At 71.3% G+C, this 24,831-nt stretch carries 19 protein-coding genes; 4 read left to right on the forward strand and 15 right to left on the reverse strand.

Features of this window, described 5'->3' with window-relative positions; genetic code table 11:
- Positions 1-131 precede the first annotated feature (131 nt).
- On the reverse strand, positions 132-1,298 hold the full coding sequence (locus tag ACFQ7Q_RS29555; RefSeq protein ID WP_383560322.1) for an AI-2E family transporter: 1,167 nt from the start codon (positions 1,296-1,298) through the stop codon (positions 132-134).
- A 357-nt stretch (positions 1,299-1,655) separates the two neighbouring features.
- Complete coding sequence (locus tag ACFQ7Q_RS29560; RefSeq protein ID WP_383560290.1) at positions 1,656-1,850, reverse strand: DUF3046 domain-containing protein; 195 nt, start codon at positions 1,848-1,850, stop codon at positions 1,656-1,658.
- A 79-nt stretch (positions 1,851-1,929) separates the two neighbouring features.
- Between ACFQ7Q_RS29560 and ACFQ7Q_RS29565 the strand changes: the two genes are divergently transcribed.
- Positions 1,930-2,859: a hypothetical protein gene (locus ACFQ7Q_RS29565; protein ID WP_383560292.1), complete on the forward strand. Its 930-nt coding sequence runs from the start codon at positions 1,930-1,932 to the stop codon at positions 2,857-2,859.
- A 99-nt stretch (positions 2,860-2,958) separates the two neighbouring features.
- Here ACFQ7Q_RS29565 and ACFQ7Q_RS29570 read toward each other — a convergent pair whose 3' ends face one another.
- From ACFQ7Q_RS29570 to ACFQ7Q_RS29580, 3 genes are all read right to left on the reverse strand, one after another.
- Positions 2,959-3,267, reverse strand: coding sequence for an AzlD domain-containing protein (locus tag ACFQ7Q_RS29570; RefSeq protein ID WP_383560293.1), 309 nt, complete (start codon positions 3,265-3,267; stop codon positions 2,959-2,961).
- Positions 3,264-4,034, reverse strand: a complete 771-nt coding sequence (locus tag ACFQ7Q_RS29575) for an AzlC family ABC transporter permease (RefSeq protein ID WP_383560295.1) — start codon at positions 4,032-4,034, stop codon at positions 3,264-3,266. The genes ACFQ7Q_RS29570 and ACFQ7Q_RS29575 overlap by 4 nt, the downstream gene beginning before the upstream one ends.
- Before the next feature lie 146 nt (positions 4,035-4,180).
- A complete protein-coding gene (locus ACFQ7Q_RS29580) occupies positions 4,181-5,011 on the reverse strand; it encodes an AraC family ligand binding domain-containing protein (RefSeq protein WP_383560297.1) in 831 nt (276 codons plus the stop codon).
- A 90-nt stretch (positions 5,012-5,101) separates the two neighbouring features.
- On the opposite strand from ACFQ7Q_RS29580, the gene ACFQ7Q_RS29585 reads away from it, so the two are divergent.
- From ACFQ7Q_RS29585 to ACFQ7Q_RS29595, 3 genes are read left to right on the forward strand one after another with little or no spacing between them, the layout of a single operon-like run.
- Positions 5,102-9,739 (forward strand): ATP-dependent helicase, encoded by a 4,638-nt coding sequence (locus tag ACFQ7Q_RS29585; protein WP_383560299.1) that lies wholly within the window; start codon positions 5,102-5,104, stop codon positions 9,737-9,739.
- A gap of 18 nt (positions 9,740-9,757) precedes the next feature.
- A complete protein-coding gene (locus ACFQ7Q_RS29590; RefSeq protein WP_383560300.1) occupies positions 9,758-10,564 on the forward strand; it encodes an Fpg/Nei family DNA glycosylase in 807 nt (268 codons plus the stop codon).
- 32 nt (positions 10,565-10,596) lie between these two features.
- Positions 10,597-11,361, forward strand: a complete 765-nt coding sequence (locus ACFQ7Q_RS29595; RefSeq protein ID WP_383560302.1) for an SDR family NAD(P)-dependent oxidoreductase — start codon at positions 10,597-10,599, stop codon at positions 11,359-11,361.
- Here ACFQ7Q_RS29595 and ACFQ7Q_RS29600 read toward each other — a convergent pair.
- The 10 genes from ACFQ7Q_RS29600 to ACFQ7Q_RS29645 all read right to left on the reverse strand — a co-directional run.
- Positions 11,309-11,608, reverse strand: a complete 300-nt coding sequence (locus ACFQ7Q_RS29600) for a hypothetical protein (protein WP_383560304.1) — start codon at positions 11,606-11,608, stop codon at positions 11,309-11,311. The two genes, ACFQ7Q_RS29595 and ACFQ7Q_RS29600, sit on opposite strands and share 53 nt — an antisense overlap.
- Positions 11,609-11,736: 128 nt before the next feature.
- A complete protein-coding gene (locus ACFQ7Q_RS29605; RefSeq protein ID WP_383560306.1) occupies positions 11,737-12,213 on the reverse strand; it encodes a Dps family protein in 477 nt (158 codons plus the stop codon).
- A 178-nt stretch (positions 12,214-12,391) separates the two neighbouring features.
- On the reverse strand, positions 12,392-12,778 hold the full coding sequence (locus tag ACFQ7Q_RS29610; RefSeq protein WP_352018529.1) for a helix-turn-helix transcriptional regulator: 387 nt from the start codon (positions 12,776-12,778) through the stop codon (positions 12,392-12,394).
- 109 nt (positions 12,779-12,887) lie between these two features.
- Positions 12,888-13,397 (reverse strand): CinA family protein, encoded by a 510-nt coding sequence (locus ACFQ7Q_RS29615; RefSeq protein ID WP_383560307.1) that lies wholly within the window; start codon positions 13,395-13,397, stop codon positions 12,888-12,890.
- Positions 13,394-14,224, reverse strand: a complete 831-nt coding sequence (gene pgsA / locus ACFQ7Q_RS29620; RefSeq protein ID WP_383560309.1) for a CDP-diacylglycerol--glycerol-3-phosphate 3-phosphatidyltransferase — start codon at positions 14,222-14,224, stop codon at positions 13,394-13,396. The genes ACFQ7Q_RS29615 and pgsA overlap by 4 nt, the downstream gene beginning before the upstream one ends.
- Complete coding sequence (rimO, locus tag ACFQ7Q_RS29625; RefSeq protein ID WP_383560311.1) at positions 14,221-15,711, reverse strand: 30S ribosomal protein S12 methylthiotransferase RimO; 1,491 nt, start codon at positions 15,709-15,711, stop codon at positions 14,221-14,223. Before rimO ends, pgsA begins: the two co-directional genes overlap by 4 nt.
- A gap of 73 nt (positions 15,712-15,784) precedes the next feature.
- Positions 15,785-16,615, reverse strand: coding sequence for a helix-turn-helix domain-containing protein (locus tag ACFQ7Q_RS29630; protein WP_383560312.1), 831 nt, complete (start codon positions 16,613-16,615; stop codon positions 15,785-15,787).
- A gap of 288 nt (positions 16,616-16,903) precedes the next feature.
- Complete coding sequence (locus ACFQ7Q_RS29635) at positions 16,904-19,696, reverse strand: DNA translocase FtsK (protein ID WP_383560314.1); 2,793 nt, start codon at positions 19,694-19,696, stop codon at positions 16,904-16,906.
- A gap of 127 nt (positions 19,697-19,823) precedes the next feature.
- The gene (locus ACFQ7Q_RS29640) at positions 19,824-20,501 is read right to left on the reverse strand and encodes a two-component system response regulator (RefSeq protein ID WP_376439115.1); all 678 of its coding nucleotides are present in this window, start codon (positions 20,499-20,501) and stop codon (positions 19,824-19,826) included.
- A gap of 241 nt (positions 20,502-20,742) precedes the next feature.
- Positions 20,743-24,831, reverse strand: a 4,089-nt coding sequence (locus tag ACFQ7Q_RS29645) for a HAMP domain-containing protein (RefSeq protein ID WP_383560316.1), incomplete at its 5' end; no start/stop codon positions are given.

A 24,831-nucleotide genomic window follows, 5' to 3' on the forward strand; every position in this document is an offset into this window, starting at 1 on the left:
GCCTGCGGGCCGGGCGTAGTACGGGTCAGGCGCCGTCCCGGGAGGCAGGCCGCTTCCTCCGGGGACGGCGTCGCAGGGTCAGGCGCCGTCCCGGGAGGCAGGCCGCTTCCTCCGGGGACGGCGTCGCAGGGTCAGGCGCCGTCCCGGGAGGCCGATTCCTCCGGGGACGGCGTCGCCCCCTGCCCCTGGTCCTTCCGCTGGTGCAGCGCCTTCTGGAGCCGGGCGACGACCGCCTCTCCGTAACGCCGGTGGCCGTGGACGCGCGGATCGTCGGTGACGTCGTACCGCTTCACATAGGCACCGAGGAACGCCTGCAGGGTGGCGACGGCCGGGATGGCGATCAGCGCGCCGACCGCGCCGAGCAGCGCCGTGCCGGCGATCACCGACCCGAAGGCCACCGCCGGGTGGATGTCCACGGTCTTGGACGTCAGCTTCGGCTGGAGGACGTAGTTCTCGAACTGCTGGTAGACCACGACGAAGACCAGCACCCACAGCGCGTACCAGGGGTTCTCGGTGAACGCGATCAGCATGGGCAGCGCGCCCGCCAGATACGTACCGATGGTGGGGATGAACTGCGAGACCAGGCCGACCCAGACCGCGAGCGCGGGTGCGTACGGCACCCCGAGGATCTCCAGCAGGATGTAGTGCGCGACTCCGGAGATCAGCGCCATCAGACCGCGGGAGTAGAGGTAGCCGCCGGTCTTGTCGACGGCGATCTCCCAGGCCCGCAGCACCTCTGTCTGGCGGGCCGGCGGCAGGACCGAGCACAGCGCGCGGCGCAGCCGGGGCCCGTCGGCCGCGAAGTAGAACGAGAACAGGAAGATCGTCAGCAGCTTGAAGAGGCCGCCGAGGACGGTGGCGGAGACGTCGAGGACGCCGGTGGCGCTGTTCTGCACGTACTTCCGCAGCCAGTCGGAGCGGAGCACGCTGTCCTGGACCTCGACCCGGGACAGCTCCGTGTGGAACGTCTGGTTCATCCAGTTGATCAACGAGTCGAGGTACTTGGGGAAGTTCTCGACCATGTCGACGATCTGGCCCGCCAGCATCGACCCGAGCAGCACCACGAAGCCGACGCCGACGACCATGACGGTGAAGAAGACGAGGAACGTGGCGAGGCCGCGGCGCATCCCCCGGGCGGCCATGCGCCCGACGGCCGGTTCGATGGCGAGGGCCAGGAAGAACGCGACGAGGACGTTGACGAGCAGGCCGATGAGCTGGTGGAAGGCCCAACTGCCGAGCTGGAAGCAGGCGTAGAGCGCAAGGGCGAGCAGCAGGGCGCGCGGCAGCCAGCGGGGCATCCGCGCGGCGGATCCGGCCGAGGTGCGTCCGGCGGCGGGTGGTCCGGCCGCGCCCGCTCCGGCCTGGGCCGAGGGGGACGCGGAGGCATCCGGCGCGGAGGAAGGGGCGGGCACGGACGGCCCGGACGCGCCCACCGGCTCGCCCTCGGGGGCCGCCACCGGGGCGCCGCGCACCTCCGTGCGCGCCAACGGCCCCGTCTCCGGGGCTCTCGCGGTCACGCTCTGGTCGGAGGTCCCGCCGAGGGTCGCGTCGAAGGTCTCGTCGGGTGTCGTCTTGTCGGTCTCGTCGGTGTCGTCAGTCGGAGCCACCCCGCCAGTCTCGCGCACGGCGCGGACATTCCGCCCCGGCCGGGGGTCTCAGCGCTTGTCGGCCGGCACGTCGAGTGCCGAGCAGACCGCCCGCCACACGTCCTTCGCCTCCCAGCCGGCGTCCAGTGCCTCACGCACCGTACGACCGCCCAGTTCCGACATCACATGGTCCCGCGCGAAGGACTCGGCGTAGGACGCACCGAAGTGGTCCGCCATCCGCTCCCATAAAATCGTCAACCGCATGAACCCAGTATCCCGCTCCCAAGAGTGCAGCCCGGTCCGTAAGCCTTGTCACACGTCCTGCGCGGCCTACGGTCGGACCATGGCTGGAACTCCTCTCGCGGCTCCGCACCCGACACTCCTCGGGCGCGCCGAGCACTTCATCTGGCTGACGGCCCGCGTGCTCGAACAGCGCCGGTTCGCCTATCACTTCCTGCGCGGCGGCGCGGAACCCGTCGAAGTCGCCCTCAACGCGTACCTCAACGAGGACGGAGGGTACGGACACGCTCTCGAACCGGATCTGCGCGGCCCCGTCAGCCAGCCGCTGCACACCGGGCACGCGCTGCGGATCCTCGACTCGATCGGCCGCTGCGGCGGACTGCGGGTCGAGCGGATCTGCCGCTACCTCACCGACATCTCCACCCACGAGGGGGCGTTGCCGGCGATCCATCCGTCACTGCGCGGCTACCCCGCCGCGCCCTTCGTGCCGATCGTCGACGACCCGCCCAGTGCCCTGCTCTCCACGGGCCCCGTCGTCGGGCTCCTCCACCGGAACCAGGTGTGGCACGCCTGGCTGTTCCGTGCCACCGAGTTCTGCTGGTCGGCGGTCGAGTCCCTGGAGAAGTCCCATCCGTACGAGATCCAGGCGGCCGTCGCCTTCCTCGACGGGGTCCCGGACCGTTCGCGGGCGCAGGCGGTGGCGGACCGCCTCGGTCGGCTGGTGCGGGAGCAGCGGCTGGCGGCCCTCGATCCCGAGCGCCTCGACGACTTCCCCGTGGCACCGGGGTACGCACCCGGCGAGCACCACTTTCCCCACGACTACGCGCGCGTGCCGGACTCCCTGGCCCGCCGATGGTTCACGGACGAGGAGATGACACGGTCGCTGGACCACCTCGCCGCCGCCCAGCAGGAGGACGGCGGCTGGCCGGTCACCTGGCGCCGATGGGCCCCGGGGACCGCACTGGAAGCGCGTCCGATGATCACCATCGAGGCGTTGCGCACCCTGCGGGCCCACGGCCGCCCGATCGACTGACGCCATCGGACACAAGAGACCCGCGCCTGCGACGCGCACCGGGTGACGGCCCGCGGGCGGCCGTCACCCGCGCACAGGACGACGGCCTGCGGGCCACCGTCACCCGCCCAGGGCCCTCACGCCCGCGGTGACCAGCACCGCCGCGGCCACGACGACCAGGAAGGGCGCCCGCAGGACCAGGGCGACGGCGGCCGCCGCGACGCCCACGACCCGGGCGTCCAGGGTGAGGGCACCGTCGGCGCTGAAGGTCTGCTGGGCGGTGAGCGCCGCCAGCAGAGCGACCGGCAGCAGGGCGGCGAGCCGTTGGACGAGTGGGCGTTCCAGCGCGCCGGCGGGCACGAGGAGGCCGACCAGCTTCACGAGGTAGCAGCCGACGGCCGTGAGGCCGATCGCGATCCAGACACTCATCGGTTGTTCTCCTCACCGGTCTCATCGCCGGTCTCATCCATCCGGCCGGCCCCATCGGTACGGCCGATCCGCCGCCCCTGCAGCCACAGCACGGCCGGCGCGGCGAGCGCCGCCGCCAGGACCGGGACGCCCGCCGGGAGGACGGGCAGCAGGCCGAGGCCGAGGACGACGGCGATCCCCGCGGTGTAACGCTCCGTCGCCGTCTTCAGCATGGGAGCGAGCAGGGCCAGGAAGACGGCCGGTCCGGCGGCGTCCAGGCCCCAGGCGTCGGTGTCGCCGATGGCTTCCGCACCGAGGGCGCCCAGCAGGGTCGTCAGGTTCCACAGCACGTAGAGCGTGAGTCCGGTGACGGTGAACCCGATCCGGGCGGCCCGTCGCGTCGGCTGCGCGAGCGACACCGCCGCCGTCTCGTCGATCACCCACTGGGCGGCGAAGGGCTTGGCGGCGCGCGGCAGGGAGAGAAGCTGCGACAGTCGCAGTCCGTAGAACGCGTTGCGCGTGCCCAGGAAGAACGCTCCCGCCGCGGCGGTGAACGGGTTCCCGCCCGCCGCGAGCGCCCCCACCAGGGCGAACTGCGAGGCTCCGGTGAAGACGAGCAGGCTGAGCACGCAGGTCTGGAGCAGGCTGAGTCCGGATCCCGCGGAGGTCACTCCGAAGGCGAAGCCGGAGAGACCGACGGCGATCCCGACCCCGAGCGCGTCGCGTACGACGGCCGAGTCCCGCTTCGTGATCTCCCGTATGACTGGGGTTGCTGTCTGTTCTGCCACGTGAGAGACGTTACGAGCCGCGGCCACCGGCGGTCTTGTACGTTCTTGCACCCCGCTACGGCCTTACGACCGGCCGTCCCGTACGCCTGTCCCGCCGCGTTCCCGCCCGCCCTGCGCACCCGCCCCGCCGCGCCCCAGCGCAGGTCCTACGCTCTGGTGCCCCGCGCGCGCTGGTACGCGCCCGGCGGGACGCCGACGCTTCGCGTGAAGTGCCGGTTGAGGTGAGGCTGGTCGGTGAAGCCGACGGCGACGGCCGCCTCCGCCGGCGTCGTGCCCGCGTCCAGCAGTCGCCGCGCCCGCCGCACGCGCGCGTCCGTCAGCCAGGTGTGGGGCGGCATCCCGTACGTCTCACGGAAGGCCCGTAGCAGCGCGAAGGGGCTGGTCCCGAACTCGGCGGCGAGACGCTCCAGGGTCGGCGGGTCGGCCATCCGCTCCTCCAGGACGGCACGCGCGCGTACCGCGTTGCTCGCGCCGGCCGAGCGCGCTGTCGGCGGCGACACCAGGCGACCCCCGTGACTGCGCAGCATCCTCGCCGTGACCAGCCGCAGCAGGCTGTCGGCGGCCAGTGCGTTGCCCTCCTCGGCGGCCCGGTGGACCCCGATGACGAGCTGGGCGGCGTACGGATCGTCCACGACGGGTTCGGTGAAGCCGACGGACCCCCGCAGCCCGATCGCGTCCGCCGCGATCGACCGGATCACCTCCGCGTCCGGGTAGATCGTCCGGTACGTCCAGCCCTCCGGGACACCCGCATGCCCGGTGTGCGGGGTGTCGGGGTTGACCAGGGCGATCTGCCCGGGCCCCGCGTGCACGAGCTCGTCGCGATAGTGGAACGCCTCGACACCCTCCGTGATGGCGGCGAAGACGAAGGTCTCGTGGGTGTGGCGGGCGAACGCCTTGCGAACGTAGTGGGCGTGCAACAGGTCGACGCCCGGCAGCTCGGAGTACTGCCAGTACCGTGCCCGCTCCCCACTCGCCATAGCTCCATTCTGCGCCACCGGCCGCTTCGGCATCGAGCGGGTTTCCCCAGGTCCGGGCGGTTGTCAGTGACGGGGTGCACGATGGGTGGCATGGTCAGGTCTGCGCTCGACTCGTTCTCCCCCGCGACCCGCGGCTGGTTCACCGGGGCCTTCCGCGCGCCCACGTCGGCGCAGGAGGGTGCCTGGCAGGCCATCGGCGCGGGCTCGGACGTCCTCGTGGTCGCCCCGACCGGTTCCGGCAAGACCCTGGCCGCCTTCCTCGCCTCCCTGGACCAGCTGGCGTCCACACCGCCGCCCGCAGACCCCAAGAAGCGCTGCCGGGTGCTGTACGTCTCCCCGCTGAAGGCGCTCGCCGTCGACGTCGAGCGCAATCTCCGCTCCCCGCTGACCGGCATCCGCCAGGAGTCGGTCCGGCTCGGGCTGCCCGAGCCGGACGTCCGCGTCGGCATCCGCTCCGGTGACACCCCGCCCGCCGAGCGCCGTGCCTTGGCCACGAAGCCGCCGGACATCCTGATCACGACCCCCGAGTCGCTGTTCCTGATGCTGACCTCCGCCACGCGCGACGCGCTGGCCGGGATCGAGACGGTGATCCTGGACGAGGTCCACGCCGTCGCCGGGACCAAGCGCGGCGCCCATCTCGCGCTGTCCCTGGAGCGTCTCGACGAGCTGCTGCCCCGCCCGGCCCGCCGGATCGGTCTGTCGGCCACGGTCCGCCCCGTCGACGAGGTGGCCCGCTACCTCTCCCCGCAGCGCAAGGTGGAGATCGTCCAGCCGCCGTCCGGCAAGGAGTTCGACCTGTCGGTGGTCGTCCCGGTCGAGGACATGGGCGAGCTGGGAGGTTCCCCGGCCTCCGAGGGCACGGACGGCGGCGACAAGCCGTCGATCTGGCCGCATGTCGAGGAGCGGATCGCCGACCTCGTCCAGGCCCATCGCTCCACCATCGTCTTCGCCAACTCCCGCCGGCTCGCCGAGCGGCTCTGCAACCGGCTGAACGAGATCGCGTACGAGCGCGCCACCGGCGAGGCCCTTCCGGACGACGGCCCGCCGCCCGCCGAGATCATGGCCCAGTCCGGCGCCGCCCAGGGCGCTCCCGCGCTCCTCGCCCGCGCCCATCACGGGTCGGTCTCCAAGGAGCAGCGCGCCCAGGTGGAGGAGGACCTCAAGGCCGGCAGGCTCCCCGCCGTGGTGGCCACCTCCAGCCTGGAGCTGGGCATCGACATGGGCGCGGTGGACCTGGTCGTGCAGGTGGAGTCCCCGCCCTCGGTGGCCTCCGGCCTCCAGCGGGTCGGCCGCGCCGGACACCAGGTCGGCGCCGTCTCCACGGGCGTGGTGTTCCCCAAGTACCGCGGAGACCTGGTCCAGGCGGCCGTGGTCACCGAGCGGATGCGCAGCGGCTCGATCGAGTCGATGCGCATCCCGGCGAATCCGCTGGACGTGCTCGCGCAGCAGCTGGTCGCGATGGTCGCCCTCGACACCTGGCAGGTGGACGACCTGCTGGCCACGGTCCGGCGGGCGGCGCCGTTCGCCTCGCTGCCCGAGTCCGCGTTCACGGCTGTCCTGGACATGCTGGCCGGCCGCTACCCCTCGGACGCGTTCGCCGAGCTGCGCCCGCGCGTGGTCTGGGACCGGGTCGCGGGCACGGTCACCGGTCGGCCGGGGGCGCAGCGGCTCGCCGTCACCTCGGGCGGAACGATCCCCGACCGGGGCCTCTTCGGGGTCTTCCTCGCGGGCGCCGACCCCAAGAAGGGCGGTGGCCGGGTCGGCGAGCTGGACGAGGAGATGGTGTACGAGTCCAGGGTCGGCGACGTCTTCACCCTGGGCACGACCTCCTGGCGGATCGAGGACATCACGCGGGACAGGGTCCTGGTCTCCCCCGCCCCCGGGGTGCCGGGCCGGCTGCCGTTCTGGAAGGGCGACCAGCTGGGCCGCCCGCTCGAACTGGGCCGCGCGGTGGGCGCCTTCCTGCGCGAGGTCGGTTCGCTGGAGACCGAGGACGCACGGCTGCGGCTGGTCGCCGCGGGCCTGGACGCCTGGGCCGCCGACAACGTCCTGGCGTATCTGGACGAGCAGCGCCGGTCCTGCGGGCACGTGCCGGACGACCGCACGATCCTGGTGGAGCGGTTCCGGGACGAGCTCGGGGACTGGCGGGTCGTCATCCACTCCCCCTTCGGGGCCCAGGTGCACGCCCCGTGGGCGCTGGCCCTCGGAGCCCGCCTCGCCGAGCGGTACGGCATGGACGCCCAGGTCATGCACGCGGACGACGGGATCGTGCTGCGCCTTCCGGACGCCGATCTGATGGGCCTCGACCTTCTCGACGACCCGGTGAGCCCCGACCGGCACCTCGACACCACGTACGACTCCGATCAGGCCCCGATCGGGGCGGCGGACGCGCTCTTCGACAAGGGTGAGATCGGCCAGATCGTCACCGACCAGGTCGGCGGCTCCGCCCTGTTCGCCTCCCGCTTCCGCGAGTGCGCCGCGCGGGCCCTGCTGCTGCCCAAGCGCAATCCGGGCAAGCGCACCCCGCTCTGGCAGCAGCGCCAGCGCGCCGCCCAACTGCTCCAGGTGGCGAGCGAGTTCGGCTCCTTCCCGATCGTCCTGGAGGCCGTCCGCGAATGCCTCCAGGACGTCTTCGACGTCCCCGGGCTCCAGGAGCTGATGGGCGACATCGAGTCCCGCCGCGTGCGGCTGGTCGAGGTGACCACCCCCGAGCCCTCTCCCTTCGCCCGCTCCCTGCTCTTCGGCTATGTCGCCCAGTTCCTGTACGAGGGCGACTCCCCGCTCGCCGAGCGGCGGGCCGCCGCCCTGTCGCTGGACTCCCGCCTACTCGCCGAGCTGCTCGGCCAGGCGGAGCTGCGAGAGCTGCTCGACGCGGAGGTTCTCACCGAGCTGGAGCAGGAGCTCCAGTGGCTCACCGAGGACCGCCGGATCAAGGACGTGGAGGGCGTGGCCGACGCACTGCGCGTCCTCGGCCCGCTCACCGAGGCCGAGTTGACCGAGCGTGGGGGCGACCCCGCCTGGGCCCAGGAGCTGGGAGCCGCCCGGCGGGCCATCCGGGTCCGGATCGGCGGCGCCGACCACTGGGCGGCGATCGAGGACGCCGGCCGGCTGCGGGACGCTCTTGGCACCGCCCTTCCCGTCGGGGTCCCCGAGGCGTTCACGGAGCCGGTCAAGGACCCGCTGGGCGATCTGCTGGCCCGCCACGCGCGCACGCACGGCCCCTTCACCTCCTCCGCTGCCGCCGCCCGCTTCGGCCTCGGCGCGGCCGTCACCGACGGCGCCCTCCAGCGCCTCGCCGCCGCCGGCCGCGTCGTCCAGGGCGAGTTCCACCCCTCGGGCATCGGCCAGGAGTGGTGCGACGCCGCCGTCCTGCGACGCCTGCGCCGCCGCTCGCTCGCCGCGCTGCGCCACGAACTGGAGCCCGTACCCCCCGCCGCGCTCGCCACCTTCCTGCCGCAGTGGCAGCACCTGGGGAGCAACAGCCTGCGCGGGATCGACGGACTGGCCCGCGCCGTGGAGCAGTTGCAGGGCGCGCCCGTGCCGGCCTCGGCCCTGGAGAAGCTGATCCTGCCGTCCCGGGTCAGGGACTACTCCCCCGCACTGCTCGACGAGCTGACCACGACCGGCGAGGTCGTCTGGGCCGGCGCGGGCGCCCTGCCGGGCAAGGACGGCTGGGTCTCCCTCTACCTCGCCGACGCGGCGCCCCTGCTGCTGCCGCCGCCGCACCCGCTGGAGACCACCGCCCTCCACGATTCGGTGCTCACCATCCTGTCCGGCGGGTACGGCCTGTTCTTCCGTCAGATCGCGGACCAGGTACGGGCCACCACCCACCCGGACGTCACCGATCCCCAACTCGCCGACGCGGTCTGGGATCTGGCCTGGTCCGGACGGCTCACCAACGACACCCTCGCCCCGCTGCGCTCCCTCCTCGGCTCCGGCCGTACGGCGGGGTCGACGGCCCACCGCGCCAAGCGCACGGTCCCTCGCGGCCGTTACGGCACGCTCACCGCGACCGCCCGGCCCGCCTCCCGGACCGGACCGCCCACCGTCAGCGGCCGCTGGTCGCTGCTGCCGCCCGCGGAGCCGGAGCCGACACACCGCGCCCACGCGCTCGCCCGCACCCTCCTGGACCGGCACGGCGTGGTCACCCGGGGCGCGGTGGCCGCCGAGGGCGTGGAGGGCGGCTTCTCCGCCACGTACCGGATCCTGTCGGCGTTCGAGGACAGCGGGCAGGCCCGCCGCGGCTATGTGGTGGAGGGGCTCGGCGCCGCCCAGTTCGCGATGGACGGAGCCGTCGACCGGCTGCGCGCGGCGGCGACCGCCCGCGACCGCGGCGCGGAGGCGGGTGCCGGCCCACGCGCGGTGGTCCTGGCGGCGGCCGACCCCGCCAACGCGTACGGGGCGGCGCTGCCCTGGCCCGAGCCGCCGACCGGCGCCGGGCACAAGCCGGGCCGCAAGGCCGGCTCGATGGTCGTCCTGGTCGACGGCGAGCTGACGCTGTACATGGAGCGCGGCGGGAAGACCCTGCTGTCCTGGCCCACCGACGCGGAGGATCCCGCGCTGAGAACGGCGGCCGAGTCCCTGGCCAAGGCCGCCCTGGCGGGGTCGCTCGGTACGGTCACGGTGGAGCGGGTCAACGGCTCCCCCGCCCTGACCTCGCCACTCGCCCGCCCGTTGGAGGCCGCCGGCTTCCACGCCACGCCGAGGGGGCTGCGCCTCCGCCCGTAACCGACCCATGATGGAGCCATGCCCGAAGGAGACACCGTCTGGCAGGCCGCCCGCCGACTGCATGCCGCGCTCGCCGGGTGCGTCGTGACGCGGTCGGATCTGCGCGTGCCCCGCTTCGCCACCGCCGATCTGACCGGCCGCTCGGTCCTGGACGTGACGCCACGCGGCAAGCACCTGCTCACCCGGTTCGACGGCGGCCTGACCCTCCACTCGCATCTGCGGATGGACGGCTCATGGCAGGTGTACGCCCCGGGTGAGCGCTGGCGCGGCGGCCCGACCCACCAGATCCGGGCGATCCTCGGCAACGAGGAGCACACCGCCGTCGGCTACCGCCTCCCTGTCCTGGAGTTGATCCAAACGGCAGAGGAGCAGAACGTCGTCGGTCATCTCGGCCCCGACCTCCTCGGCCCGGACTGGAACCCGGCGGAAGCCGTCCGCAGGCTCACCGCCGATCCCGCCCGCACGCTCGGCGAGGCGCTCCTGGACCAGCGGAATCTCGCGGGCATCGGCAACGTCTACAAGTCGGAGCTGGCCTTCCTCGCCGCGGTCACCCCCTGGCTCCCGGTCGGCGAGCTGCCGCCCGACGTCCCCGAGCGGCTCGTCGCCACCGCCCATCGCCTCCTCGAAGCGAACAAGGACCGCCCCGACCGCCGCACCACGACGACCCGGCAGCCCGGACAGCATCTCCACGTCTACGGCCGCGAGCACCGCCCCTGCCTGCGCTGCGGCGCCTCCATCCGCAGGGCCGAGCTCGGCGAGCGCGTCACGTACTGGTGCCCCGGCTGCCAGGAGGGCCCCTCCGTAGAATCCTCGCACACCAATTGACGGTCCGTCAGATTCGGTCGTACGGTCCGGTCATGGCCCTCACGGCGTACGACCTCACCGGCCGCACCGCGTTCGTCACCGGCGCCGCGAGCGGGATCGGCCGCGCGACCGCCACGCTCCTCGCGGAAGCGGGCGCCACCGTCCACTGCGCGGATCTCGACGAAGTCGGCCTCCGTGGAACGGCGGATCTCGTCGAGAAACGGGGCGGCACCGCGCACACCCACACCCTCGACGTCACCGACCGCGCCGCCCTCGCCTCGGCCGTCGCGAGCGCAGGCCCGCTGCACACGATGGCGGCCGTCGCCGGAATCATGCACACGAGCACCGTTCTGGACACCCGCGACGAGGATCTGGACCGCGTCCTCGCGGTCAACTTCAAGGGGGTCCTCTACGCCTGCCAGGAAGCGGCCCGCTCGATGATCGCGACCGGGACCCGCGGCTCCATCGTCACGATGGCCTCGGGCGCGATGGACACGGCGAGCCCGGGCCTGCTCTGCTACAGCGTCACCAAGGCCGCCGTCGTGCAACTGACCAAGACCCTGGCCACGGAGGTCGGGAGGCACGGCATCCGGGTCAACGCGATCGCCCCCGGATGGATCCGCACACCCATGACCGACCGCCACGAGCCGGCCGCTCAGGAGCAGGCGGAGACGGCCATGGCCCGCCACTCCCCCCTGGGCCGGGTGGGCGAGCCGGAGGACATCGCGCACGCGGTCCTCCACCTCGCCTCCGACGCCGCGTCGTTCACGACGGGTCAGATCCTCCGCCCCAACGGCGGGGTCGCGATGCCGTGGTGACCGGTGCGCCCCCCGTGCGCTCCGCCCTCCGGCCGTCGCGTGCCCGGCCGCCCGTGGCGGCGGACGCCGTCACATGCACCGGCAGCAGGCTCAACCCCCAGCCACCGGCCGCGACCGCCCCCTCCACCAGTCCCGAGTGCTCCGGGACCAGCACCAGTCGCAGCACCGCCCACCACCACAGCCCGCCGGCCACCAGCCCGCCCGCGATCCACGCGGGCGTCACCAGCGGAACCCGTCGCCGTACCATGGCCGCCTCCTCCGGTCGACGCTAGACCGGCCGTATCACACGGCGGGAGGGCGCACCGGAGGCAGACCCGGCGCACGCCGAGCACGGCAAGCACAGCGCCCGCGGCACACTCGGCACCCGCGCCACGCCTAAGCGCTCTCCGCTTGGAACATCCAGGCATGCTTCTCGAGGTCGGCCGTCAGACCGATGAGGATGTCCTGGGTGACCGGATCGGGGTCGTCGGTCACCTTGATGCGCTCTCGCATCCGTACGACCACGGCGCCGAGCGCTTCGACCAGAATCCCCACCGCGTCCCCGTCCTTGATCCACCCGTCGGGGACCGACACGGTGCCGATCGCGCTCGTCGACGCGACCGTCCCGGAACGCCCGTCAGGGTTCACTCCGATCGCGGAAGCGCGTTCCGCCACGATGTCGGAGTGCTGACGCGCGGTGACCACGACCTCGTCGAGCTGCAGATGGACGGAGCGGAAGCGCGGTCCGACCACGTTCCAGTGCACCTGCTTGGCCACCAGGGCGAGATCGACCAGGTCGACCAGCGCGCCCTGCAGGGCGCCGCCGACCGTCTTGAGGTCGGCGTCGGACAGGGAACTCTTGACGACAGACATGCGGGATCTCCAACCAGTCGTACGTTCCTCCCCACCATGGCACGGACCCGTGAAGCCGGGCATCTTGGACGAAACGCGACCGGAATCGTGAAATCGAGCCCGGGAGACCCCCGAGAACGACGAAAGCCCCGGCCGGCGTCCTTGGAGGACACCACCCGGGGCTTTCGCCCACTTCGGATCAGGCAGCGACGACGTCCACCGCTTCCGCGGGCGCCTTGATGGTCACCCGCTCGGTGGGCACACCTGCCACCGACGTCACCGACACCGAATTGAGCATCGGGCGACGTACCGGCGCGGGCACCGGTTCGCTCGCCGCTGCAGACTCGGCCAGTTCGGCCAGCGACAGCTCGTCGCTCACTTCACGCATGAGCTCGGACATCCGTACGTCAAGCGCGTCGCAGATCGCGGAGAGCAGCTCGGAGGAAGCCTCCTTCTGCCCCCGCTCCACCTCGGAGAGATAGCCGAGCGAAACTCGGGCGGACGAGGAGACTTCGCGCAGAGTACGGCCCTGGCGCTGGCGCTGCCGACGCAGCACGTCACCCAACAGGCGACGGAGCAGAATCATCGGTGGCTCCCTCCTCGGACCGCGTAGCCGCATCCTTCACGCCCCACCGTACCGCCTCGCGCTGCGGCCGTGCGGGGAGCGATGTCGTGTTCACTCAGGGCTGCAAACATCAATTCCCCCCGTTCTGTTCCGTATCCTGTGCCCGCGCATTTCCCGAGAGTTCGTCGACGAGCAGTTCCAGCACGCTCCGTACACTCTCTCTACGGATTTCCGCACGGCCGCCGTTCAACCGCAATGCGGCCACTTTCCCGGCTCCGACGGGTCCCGAGACGGCCACGTACACCGTTCCGACGGGCTGTCCGTCCTGCGGGTCGGGCCCGGCGACGCCGGTCGTCGCGACCCCCCAGTCGGCGCCGAGTCGCCGGCGCGCACCCGCCGCCATCTGCAGTGCGACCTCGGGATCGACCGCTCCGCGCTCCGCCAGAAGGGTCGCGTCGACCCCCAGGAGTTCCTGCTTGAGGGCCGTGGCGTACGCCGTGACGGACCCACGGAAGCTCTTCGATGCTCCGGGCACCCCCGTGAGCTCCGCGGCCACCAGGCCGCCCGTGAGGGACTCCGCGGCGGCCACCGTGTGACCACTCTCCGCGAGCAGTTCCAGCACCCGGGCGGCTTCCTTCATCGCGCCGACCCCGCCGCGGGTCCCTTCGCGGACGCCCCGGAACCCCCGGGTACCTCCGGCGCCTCGGCCTCCGGCCCCGTGGCGGGCTGCCCCGGAACGGACTCGCCTCCCGCCTCTCCGCCCGCGCCGACCGCCCCGCCGCCGGCCTTCGCGGCGCGTTCCGCCTCCAGCCCCTTGCGTCGCAGGATGATCGCCTCTCGCACATAGTCCAGAGCGGTGACGACCGTCAGCACGACGGCCACCGCCATCACCCAGAAGCGCAAGGTGGCGAGTGGACCGGTGAGCACCAGGACGTACATGCCGACCGCGGAGCCCTGCGCCAGCGTCTTCACCTTGCCGCCGCGGCTGGCCGGAATGACCCCGTGCCGGATCACCCAGAACCGCATCAGCGTGATGCCCAGCTCACGCGCGAGGATCACCGCCGTCACCCACCAGGGCAGGTCCCCGAGCGACGACAGACAGATCAGTCCGGCGGCCATGATCGCCTTGTCGGCGATCGGATCCGCGATCTTCCCGAAGTCCGTGACCAGGTTGTACGTCCGCGCCAGATGGCCGTCGAAGACGTCCGTGATCATGGCGACGGCGAACGCGGCCCAGGCCCAGGCACGCCAGACCGGGTCGTGCCCACCGTCCTGGAGCAGCAGCACCACGAAGGCCGGCACGAGTACCAGACGGATCATGGTGAGGATGTTCGCGATGTTCCAGAGGCCCGCCTGATCGACGGCCTTGGTTCCCCCTGCGCCCTGCGAGCGAGGGGGGACCCCCAGCTTGCCGCCGGGCGCGGGCCTACCGGTCCCGCCCGAAGCGGATGCCGGGACTCCGGTCATCTGCCCGCCTCCTCAAAAAGACACTCGGCCACCAGGTCGACGCCTTCCGTTCCCACGACCTTCGCCACGACCATACGGCCGGGAGCGAGATCCCGGCCGTCGACCGAGTCCGTGGTGATGACGACCTGCCCGTCCGTCTCGGGCGCCTGGTGGGCCGCACGGCCGATCACGCCGTCCTCCTCGTCGATCGATTCGACGAGTACTTCCAGGGTCTCTCCGATCCGCTCCTCCGCACGCTGGGCGGTGAGCTCCTCGGCGAGCCGTGAGAGATGGGCGAGCCGCTCGTCCACGACTTCCTGGTCGAGCTTGTGCTCGTACGTGGCGGCTTCCGTGCCGTCCTCGTCGGAGTAGCCGAAGACGCCGATGGCGTCGAGCCGGGCGTGGGTGATGAAGCGTTCCAGCTCCGCGAAGTCCGCCTCCGTCTCGCCGGGGAAGCCGACGATGAAGTTGGACCGGGCGCCGGCCGTCGGGGCCTTGTCCCGGATCGTGCCGAGGAGGTCCAGGAAGCGGTCGGTGTCGCCGAAGCGGCGCATGGCCCGGAGCACGTCGGGGGCGCTGTGCTGGAAGGACAGGTCGAAGTAAGGGGCGACCTTCTCGGTCGACGTCAGCACGTCGATGAGGCCGGGGCGCATCTCGGCGGGCTGCAGGTAGCTGACCCGGACCCGCTCGATGCCGTCGACGGCCGCGAGGTCGGGCAGCAGGCTCTCCAGGAGACGGATGTCGCCCAGGTCCTTGCCGTAGGAGGTGTTGTTCTCGGAGACCAGCATGATCTCCTTCACGCCCTGCTCGGCGAGCCAGCGCGTCTCGTTGAGGACGTCGGAGGGACGCCGCGAGACGAAGGAGCCGCGGAAGGACGGGATGGCGCAGAAGGAGCAGCGACGGTCGCAGCCGGAGGCGAGCTTCACCGAGGCCACGGGGCTGCGGTCCAGCCGGCGGCGCAGCGGGGCGCGCGGGCCGGAGGCCGGGGCGAGTCCCTCGGGGAGGTCGGCCGGCACGTTCTCGGGCGCCTCGACGGCGCCGTGGCCCGGGAGGGCGACCTCGGCGGCGGCCTGCTGGCGCTCCACCGGGGACAGCGGCAGCAGCTTGCGCCGGTCGCGCGGGGTGTGGGCCTCCACGCTGCCACCGTTGAGGATGGTCTGGAGACGGCCGGAGATGTCGGCGTAGTCGTCGAAGCCGAGCACGCCGTCCGCCTCGGGCAGCGCCTCGGCGAGCTCCTTGCCGTACCGCTCGGCCATGCAGCCGACGGCGACGACGGCCTGGGTCTTGCCGTGATCCTTCAGATCATTGGCTTCGAGGAGGGCGTCGACGGAGTCCTTCTTGGCGGCCTCGACGAATCCACAGGTGTTGACGACGGCGACATCCGCGTCCTCGGCGTTCTCGACGAGCTCCCAGCCGTCCGCTGCCAAGCGGCCTGCGAGCTCCTCCGAGTCCACCTCGTTACGGGCGCAGCCAAGAGTGACAAGGGCGACGGTACGGCGTTCGGGCATGGACTCAAGACTACTTCGTCCTGGCCGTACCCCCGCCGCGCAGGGTTCACCTGCGCGACGGCCGCCCGGAAGGTCATCCGGACTCGGGGGCGCCCTTGGTGTACGAGAGGCGCTCGACGGCACCCGACTCGAACTTCTCTTCGATCTTCTTGCCGTTCACGAAGAGCTCGATCGGGCCGGCGTTCCCGAGGATCAGATCGACGCGCTCGTCGTCCTGGAAGGTCTTGGACTCGCCCTTGAGGAGGAGCCCGTCGAAGAGCAGCTTGCCGTCGCTGGCCTTGGCCGAGATCCAGCTCTTGTCGTCGATCGCGGTCAGCTTGACCGTGACCTTGTCCTTCGGGACCGCCGCGATGGCGCTCCCCGTCGGGACCGGCTTCGGGGTCTTGGTCGGCTTCGTGGTGGGGGCGGTGGTCTTCTTGTCGGGGGCCGGGCCCTCCGCCACCGCTCCACCGGTGTTCGTCGTGTCGTTCCCGTTGAACATCGTGAAGCCGACGAAACCGACGACGGCGACGATCGCGGCCACCATGGCGGCGGTCCAGTTGGGGCGACGCGGCTCGGGGCGGATGCGTTCCGCCTCGAAGAGGGGTGCGGCGGGAGTGGGCGCGGGCCGGCCGCCGTGGTCGGCGTCGTACTGCTCGATGAGCTGTGCGGGATCGAGTCCCACGGCGCGCGCGAGCGTACGAATGTGACCGCGGGCGTAGACGTCGCCACCGCAGCGCGTGAAGTCGTCCTCCTCGATCGCGTGAACGATCGGGATGCGGACGCGCGTGGAGGCACTGACCTCGTCGACGGTGAGACCGGCGGCGATCCGGGCCTGCTGGAGAGCACGACCGATCGAATCCCGGTCGTCTGCCGGGAAGTTCCGGTCGTCTTCGGGGGATTCGGGAGAGTTGCCGATGGACACGAGAGCGCCTTTCGAGCGTGTAACCACCTGCTGGACGTTCAGTCTATGGGTGGTACGAAAGGGTGGGGCAACCGGGCGGACGCAGTTTGTACGCCATGAGGCTGGGACATCGTTCTGTCCCTCCCTCCAACTTGACGTACGCCCACGGGAAACGGTTGCCCAAGTTCCCTTACGAGTGAGTCTCGGCCAGGTCTCGTTATGGCGTGAGCCACCCGTGGAGCAGGCCCGCGACTCCCCCGCGGACCGTGCCCCGGACATCCGCCGATCGGGTCCCGGACCCCCGCCGTCTCACTCCACGGACTCCCCACGGATGACGGCGAGTACCCCGTCCAGCTCATCCGGCTTGACGAGCACGTCGCGCGCCTTGGACCCCTCGCTCGGCCCGACGATGTTCCGCGACTCCATCAGGTCCATCAGCCGCCCGGCCTTGGCGAAGCCGACGCGCAGCTTGCGCTGGAGCATCGACGTCGAGCCGAACTGCGTGGAGACGACCAGCTCGGCCGCCTGGCACAGCAGGTCGAGGTCGTCGCCGATCTCCTCGTCGATCTCCTTCTTCTGCTTGGTCCCGACGGTGACGTCGTCCCGGAAGACCGGCGCCATCTGGTCCTTGCAGTGCTGCACGACGGCCGCGACCTCGGCCTCGGTGACGAAGGCACCCTGCATACGGACGGGCTTGTTCGCGCCCATCGGCAGGAACAGACCGTCACCCTTTCCGATGAGCTTCTCGGCTCCGGGCTGGTCGAGGATGACCCGGCTGTCGGCGAGCGAGGAGGTCGCGAACGCGAGCCGCGAGGGGACGTTCGCCTTGATCAGGCCGGTGACGACGTCCACCGAGGGCCGCTGGGTGGCGAGCACCAGATGGATGCCGGCGGCTCGCGCCAACTGGGTGATACGGACGATGGCGTCCTCGACGTCCCGGGGCGCGACCATCATCAGGTCGGCCAGCTCGTCCACGATCACCAGCAGGTACGGATAGGTCTTGAGCTCGCGCTCGCTGCCTTCGGGCAGCTTGACCTTGCCGTTGCGGATGGCCTCGTTGAAGTCGTCGATGTGCCGGAAGCCGAAGGCGGCCAGGTCGTCGTAGCGCAGGTCCATCTCGCGCACGACCCATTGCAGGGCCTCGGCGGCCCGCTTGGGGTTGGTGATGATCGGCGTGATCAGGTGCGGGATGCCCTCGTACGCGGTGAGCTCGACCCGCTTGGGGTCGACGAGCACCATCCGGACGTCCTCGGGGGTCGCTCTTATCATGATCGACGTGATCAGGCAGTTGATGCACGAGGACTTTCCCGAGCCGGTGGCGCCGGCGACCAGGACGTGCGGCATCTTCGCCAGGTTGGCCATCTCGTAGCCGCCCTCGACGTTCTTGCCGAGCGCGACCAGCATCGGATGGTCGTCCTCCGCCGCGGCGGCCAGGCGCAGCACGTCACCGAGGTTGACCATCTCCCGGTCGGAGTTCGGGATCTCGATGCCGACCGCGGACTTCCCGGGGATCGGCGAGATGATCCGCACGTCCGGGGAGGCCACGGCGTACGCGATGTTCTTCGTCAGCGCCGTGATCTTCTCGACCTTCACGGCCGGGCCGAGCTCGACCTCGTACCGCGTGACCGTCGGCCCGCGCGTGAAGCCGGTGACGGCCGCGTCGACCTTGAACTCGGCGAAGACGTTGGAGAGCGAGTCCACCACCGCGTCGTTCGCCGCGCTGCGCGTCTTGCCCGGGCCACCGCGCTCCAGCAGGTCGAGCGAGGGCAGGGCGTAGGTGATGTCCCCGGAGAGCTGCAGCTGCTCCGCGCGGGGCGGCAGTTCGGAGTGCTCGGGCGCCGGCTTGGTCAGATCCGGTACGGCACCGGGGATGCGTCCGGCCTTCTCGCCGCGGGCGGTCGGCACCGGGGCGGCGGAAGAGGCCTCGGCTGCTTCGGCGGCGGTCGCGGCCAGGGCGGCGGCCCGCTCGGCGGTGACGTCGCGGGTCAGGTCGGCGACCAGCGGGGAGGGCGGCATTCCGTTGAGCACGGCGCCGTCCAGGGCGGCGGCCGCAGCGGCGGCGACGTCCACCGCGTCCATCGGACGGTCGAAGGCGGGCTGAGCCGAGGGGCGGCGCGGGCGGCTGCGCCGGGTGAGCGCCTCCTCCTCGGCCCGGTCGACGTCGTACACCTGCGCGGGCCCGGGGGCGCCGCGCCGGGAACGGCCGGTGGGCTGCGGAGCGGCCTCGCGCCAGTCGTCCTCGTAGGTCTCCTCGGCCGCCTCGGGGGCGTCGGCGGGCTCGACGATCCCGAGCCGGGCGCCGAGCGCGCGCAGCCGCTGCGGGATCGCGTTGACGGGGGTGGCGGTGACGACGAGGAGCCCGAAGATCGTGAGCAGGACCAGCAGGGGTACGGCGAGGACCTCGCCCATCATGAACACGAGCGGCTTGGACGCCGCCCAGCCGATCAGGCCGCCGGCGTCCTGCATGGCCTCGGTGCCCTCACCGCGCCCCGGGGAGCCGCAGGCGATGTGGACCTGTCCGAGCACGCCGAGGACGAGGGCGGACAGGCCGATCACGATCCGGCCGTTGGCCTCGGGCTTCTCCGGGTAGAGGATCAGCCGGACGCCGATGGCCCCGACCAGCAGCGGCACGAGCAGGTCCAGGCGACCGAAGGCGCCGGTGACGAGCATCTCCACGAGGTCGCCGACCGGCCCGCGCAGATTGGACCAGGTCCCGGCCGCGACGACGAGCGCCACGCCGAGCAGCAGCAGTGCCAGACCGTCCTTGCGGTGCGCCGGGTCGAGCCCCTTCGCTCCGCGTCCTATGCCCCGGAACATCGCCCCCACGGCATGCGCGAGGCCGAGCCACACTCCGCGGGCGAGCCGGTAGACGCCCCCGGTCGGGGACGGAGCGGGCTTGGGGGCCGCCTTCTTCGCCACGGCCTTCTTGGCGGGCGCGCGCTTCGCGGGCGCGGCCTTCTTGGCCGCGGTCTTCTTCGCGGGGGGTTTGGCAGGGGACTTCGCGGGCGCCGCTTTCTTCGCGGCGCCAGTCGTACGGCCGGCGCGCGGCTTCGCGGTGCCCGCCGCGCCCTGGGAACCTTTGCCGGACGTACGTGAGGCCATGATGCTGAGGTTACCGGTGTGAGGGGCGAGGGACACGTGCGCGTCCGGGCTCACCCGTTCGTGTCGTGCTTGCCCGGGCGCGAAACTGACGCCCGCTCACCGCGGGCGCCGAATGACTGATGGCGTGTCAGCTCTGGGAGGGGAGCACGGGCGGTCCGCCGGTGCCGGGCTCCAGCGCGTCGAGGGCCCGCCTCAACCCGGTGAGCTTGCGCTCCAGATGTGCGGCGGTGGCGACGGCCGCGGCGTCGGCCGAGTCGTCGTCGAGCTGCTTGGACAGCGCTTCGGCCTGCTCCTCGACCGCCGCGAGACGTGCGGAGAGTTCGGCGAGCAGCCCCGCCGACTCCTTGGCGTGACCGCCGTGCCCGCTGCCGCCCTCCAGCTGGAGGCGGAGCAGCGCGGCCTGCTCGCGCAGCTGACAGTTCTTCATGTACAGCTCGACGAAGACCGAGACCTTGGCGCGCAGCACCCAGGGGTCGAACGGCTTGGAGATGTAGTCGACCGCGCCCGCGGCGTAGCCCCGGAAGGTGTGGTGCGGGCCGTGATTGATCGCGGTGAGGAAGATGATCGGGATGTCCCGGGTCCGCTCGCGCCGCTTGATGTGAGCAGCGGTCTCGAATCCGTCCATTCCAGGCATCTGGACATCCAGGAGAATGACCGCGAAGTCGTCGGTCAGCAGCGCCTTGAGCGCTTCCTCCCCGGACGATGCCCGCACCAGCGTCTGATCGAGCGCGGAGAGAATGGCCTCCAGCGCCAGCAGATTCTCCGGCCGGTCATCGACCAGGAGGATCTTGGCCTTCTGCACCATGCCCCGTCCTCCTCGCCCCGGCATCGGCTCTCCCCGACTCGCCGAGCCGGGGGAAGCACCGGGCGCCGCCCCAGAAGACGACTCCCATGCGCCGTCCGTCCTTGTGCCGGTCATGGTAGCCGCACCCCGCCTGTCGCCACACCCTGTCACCGCGATGTCACTGTGCACGTAGCAGAAACGCGGTGAGAGACCAGAAGGTTCCCCGAATATCGCGCCCTCACACGCCCTCGGCGACAGTCCGTCAACAACCCCCGGTTCCGTTTCCGCGCATCCACTCTTCCATCACGGAGAGCAGGTGATCGGGATCGACGGGCTTGGTGACGTAGTCGGAGGCGCCCGACTCGATCGCCTTCTCCCGGTCGCCCTTCATCGCCTTCGCCGTGAGCGCGATGATCGGCAGCCCCGCGAACTGCGGCATCCGCCGGATCGCGGTCGTCGTCGCGTACCCGTCCATCTCGGGCATCATGATGTCCATCAGAACGACCGTCACATCGTCGTGCTGCTCCAGGACCTCGATGCCCTCGCGCCCGTTCTCCGCGTACAGCACCGCCAGACCGTGCTGTTCCAGAACGCTGGTGAGCGCGAAGACGTTACGGATGTCGTCGTCGACGATCAGCACCTTCTCGCCGCCGAAGGAGAACGTGCGGCGCGGCTCGGAATCCGCCCGCTCGTCGGCCGCCGCCTGCTCGCTCTGGCCGACCCGGCCGGGCTGGCCCGGCAGCGCCGGCCGCGCGTCCACCCCGCTCGGCACGGCCTTGCGCCGGTGCCGGAACAGCGCCCCCGCGCCGGAGCGCAGGTCGGCCGCCATCGGGCCGGGCGCGTAGGGCCCGCTCTCCTCGCCGGCACCGTGCTCCAGACCCGACTGCGGGTCGATCGACCCCGGATCCTGCCCGTACCCGTGCGGAGGCAGCTCGCTGGGGCTCAGCGGCAGGTAGAGCGTGAACGTCGAGCCGCGGCCCGGCTCGCTCGCCGCGTAGATCTCACCGCCGAGGAGCCGCGCGATCTCGCGGCTGATGGAGAGCCCCAGACCCGTACCGCCGTACTTGCGGCTGGTCGTCCCGTCGGCCTGCTTGAACGCCTCGAAGATCACCCGCATCTTGCCCGCAGCGATGCCGATGCCGGTGTCCGTCACGGAGAACGCGATCAGCTCGGCCTCCGGGTCGCGCAGCGAACCCGCCTCCAGCAGCTGCTCGCGGATCGACTGCGGCACGTCCGTCCCGGCCGGCCGGATGACCAGCTCCACCGCGCCCGTGTCGGTGAACTTCACCGCGTTGGACAGCAGGTTGCGCAGCACCTGGAGGAGCCGCTGCTCGTCGGTGTGGAGCGTGGCGGGAAGTTCGGGCGAGACCCGGACCGAGAAGTCCAGCCCCTTCTCCGCGGTCAACGGCCGGAACGTCGCCTCGACGTAGTCGACGAGCTGGACCAGCGCGATACGGGTCGGGGAGACGTCCATCTTGCCCGCCTCGACCTTGGACAGGTCGAGGATGTCGTTGATCAGCTGGAGCAGGTCGGAACCGGCGCCGTGGATGGTCTCGGCGAACTCGACCTGCTTGGGCGAGAGGTTGTGGTCCGCATTGTCGGCGAGCAGCTTGGCCAGGATCAGCAGCGAGTTGAGCGGCGTGCGCAGCTCGTGCGACATGTTGGCGAGGAACTCCGACTTGTACCGCATGGAGACGGCGAGCTGTTCGGCCCGCTCCTCCAGGACCTGCCGGGCCTCCTCGATCTCGGTGTTCTTCACCTCGATGTCCCGGTTCTGCCGGGCGAGCAGCTCCGCCTTCTCCTCCAGCTCCGCGTTGGAGCCCTGGAGCTCCTTCTGCCGGTGCTCCAGCTCGGCCGAGCGCTCCCTCAGCTGCTCCGTCAGCTCCTGCGACTGCTTCAGCAGCACCTCGGTCTTGGTGTTGACGCTGATGGTGTTGACGGTGGTCGCGATCAGCTCGGCGAGCTGGTTGAGGAAGTCCCGCTGGATCTGGGTGAACGGCTGGAACGAGGCCAGCTCGATCACACCGAGGACCTTCCCCTCGAAGAGGACGGGGAGCACGATCACATGCGCCGGCGCCGCCTCGCCGAGCCCGGAGGAGATCTTCAGATAGCCCGGCGGCACATTGACCTGGATCGTCCGCTTCTCCTCCGCCGCCGTCCCGATGAGCGTCTCGCCGGGACGGAAGGAGGTGGGCATGGACCCGGCTGAGTATCCGTAACTGCCGCGCATCCGCAGCTCGTACGAGCCCTCGCCCTGGCCGCCGAGTTCGGCGCTGGCGGTCGAGGAGCCGGTCTGCAGCGCCACGAAGAAGGCGCCGTGCTGGGCGGAGACGACCGGCGTCAGCTCGCTCATGATGAGCGAGGCGACGTCGTCCAGATCCCGACGGCCCTGCATCAGACCGGAGATCCGCGCCAGGTTGCCCTTGAGCCAGTCCTGCTCCTCGTTGGCGAGGGTCGTGTCGCGCAGGTTGGCGATCATGGTGTTGATGTTGTCCTGGAGGGCCTGGATCTCGCCCGCCGCGTCCACACCGTCGATCTTGAGGTTCAGGTCGCCGCGGGTCACCGCGGTGGCGACGGCCGCGATGGCGCGCACCTGCCGGGTCAGGTTCCCGGCCATCTCGTTCACGGACTCGGTCAGGTCCCGCCAGGTGCCGTCGACGTCCCGGACCCGGGCCTGACCGCCCAGCTGCCCGTCCGTACCCACCTCACGGGCCACACGCGTGACCTCCTCGGCGAAGTTGGACAGCTGGTCGACCATCGTGTTGATGGTGTTCTTCAACTCCTGGATCTCACCGCGCGCATCGATGTCGATCTTCTTGGTGAGATCGCCCTTGGCGATGGCGGTGGTGACCGTCGCGATCTGCCGCACCTGACCGGTCAGGTTCGACGCCATCGAGTTCACCGACTCGGTCAGGTCCTTCCAGGTGCCCGAGACGCCCGGAACCCTCGCCTGACCGCCCAGCTCGCCTTCCGTACCCACCTCGCGGGCGACTCGCGTCACCTCGTCCGCGAACGACGACAGCGTCGTCACCATCGTGTTGACGGTGTCGGCGAGCTCCGCGACCTCGCCGCGCGCCTCGACCGTCACCTTCTTCGTCAGATCACCGTTGGCGACCGCCGCGGAGACGCGGGAGATGTTCCGCACCTGGCTGGTCAGGTTGTTGGCCATCAGGTTGACGTTGTCGCTCAGGTCCTTCCAGGTGCCGGTGACCCCGCGCACCCGCGCCTGACCGCCCAGGATTCCTTCCGTGCCCACCTCACGGGCGACTCGCGTCACCTCGTCCGCGAAGTTCGACAGCTGGTCGACCATCGTGTTGACGGTCGTCACCAGCTCAAGGATCTCGCCCTTGGCGTCGACGGTGATCTTCTTGGACAGATCGCCCTTGGCGACCGCCGTCGTGACCTCGGCGATGTTGCGCACCTGCGAAGTCAGGTTGTTCGCCATGAAGTTCACGGACTGGGTGAGGTCCTTCCAGGTGCCGGAGACTCCCTGCACCTCGGCCTGACCGCCCAGGATGCCCTCCGTACCCACCTCACGGGCCACCCGCGTCACCTGCTCCGCGAAGCTGGAGAGCTGGTCGACCATCGTGTTGAGGGTGTTCTTCAGCTCCAGGATCTCGCCGCGCGCGTCCACGTCGATCTTCTGCGACAGATCACCGCGCGCCACCGCCGTGGCGACCCCCGCGATGTTGCGGACCTGAGCCGTGAGGTTCCCGGCCATGCCGTTCACCGAGTCGGTCAGATCGCGCCACACGCCGGCGACGCCCGGCACCTGTGCCTGACCCCCGAGCCGGCCGTCCGTACCCACCTCACGGGCCACCCGGGTCACCTGCTCCGCGAAGGCGGACAGCTGGTCGACCATCGTGTTGATGGTGTTCTTCAGCTCCAGGATCTCGCCGCGCGCGTCCACGTCGATCTTCTGCGACAGGTCACCACGCGCCACCGCCGTCGTCACCTGGGCGATCTGCCGCACCTGGGACGTCAGATTGCCGGCCATGAAGTTGACGGAGTCGGTGAGCTCCTTCCACGTACCGGAGACACCGTCGACGCGGGCCTGACCGCCGAGGCGGCCCTCCGTGCCCACGTCCCTCGCCATCCGCGTCACCTGGTCGGCGAAGGAGGACAGCTGCGACACCATCGTGTTGACGGTGTTCTTCAGCTCCAGCATCTCGCCCGCGACGTCGACGGTGACCTTCTGCGACAGATCACCGTTGGCGACCGCCGTCGTCACCTGCGCGATGTCCCGCACCTGACCCGTCAGGTTGCGGAAGGCCGTGTTGACCGAGTCGGTCAGGTCCTTCCACGTACCCGCCGCACCCGGCACCTGCGCCTGCCCGCCGAGCAGACCCTG

This window comes from Streptomyces sp. NPDC056527 (genome assembly GCF_042794475.1).
GTDB lineage: Bacteria > Actinomycetota > Actinomycetes > Streptomycetales > Streptomycetaceae > Streptomyces.